The sequence below is a fragment of the Tamlana crocina genome (assembly GCF_012037625.1).
The window spans coordinates 1-279 of sequence record NZ_JAAVJS010000897.1; the positions used below are offsets into that span (position 1 = coordinate 1).

The window sequence follows — 279 nt, forward strand, 5'->3', positions numbered from 1 at the left end:
CGGATTTAGCCACAAATTTGATCAGATTCTGAATTTCTTTTAAATCCATAATATTTAGTGTTGGGTGTTTTAAGAATTATAAGCCCATTTTAGATAGACAGAGCCCCAGGTGAACCCTCCTCCAAATGAAGCGAATATAAGATTATCTCCTTTTTTAAATTGTTTTTCAAAGTCATTCAATAGCAGCGGCAAGGTAGCGGAAGTTGTGTTCCCGTAACGCTGAATGTTCATAAGTACTTTGGAATCTTCCAGACCCATTCGGCTGGCAGTAGCATCAAT

At 38.0% G+C, this 279-nt stretch carries 1 protein-coding gene; it reads right to left on the reverse strand.

The window, feature by feature from the left end; all coding sequences use genetic code 11:
* Positions 1-69 precede the first annotated feature (69 nt).
* On the reverse strand, positions 70-279 hold a 210-nt coding region (locus HC176_RS19430), incomplete at its 5' end, for a 3-oxoacyl-[acyl-carrier-protein] synthase III C-terminal domain-containing protein (RefSeq protein WP_280818738.1).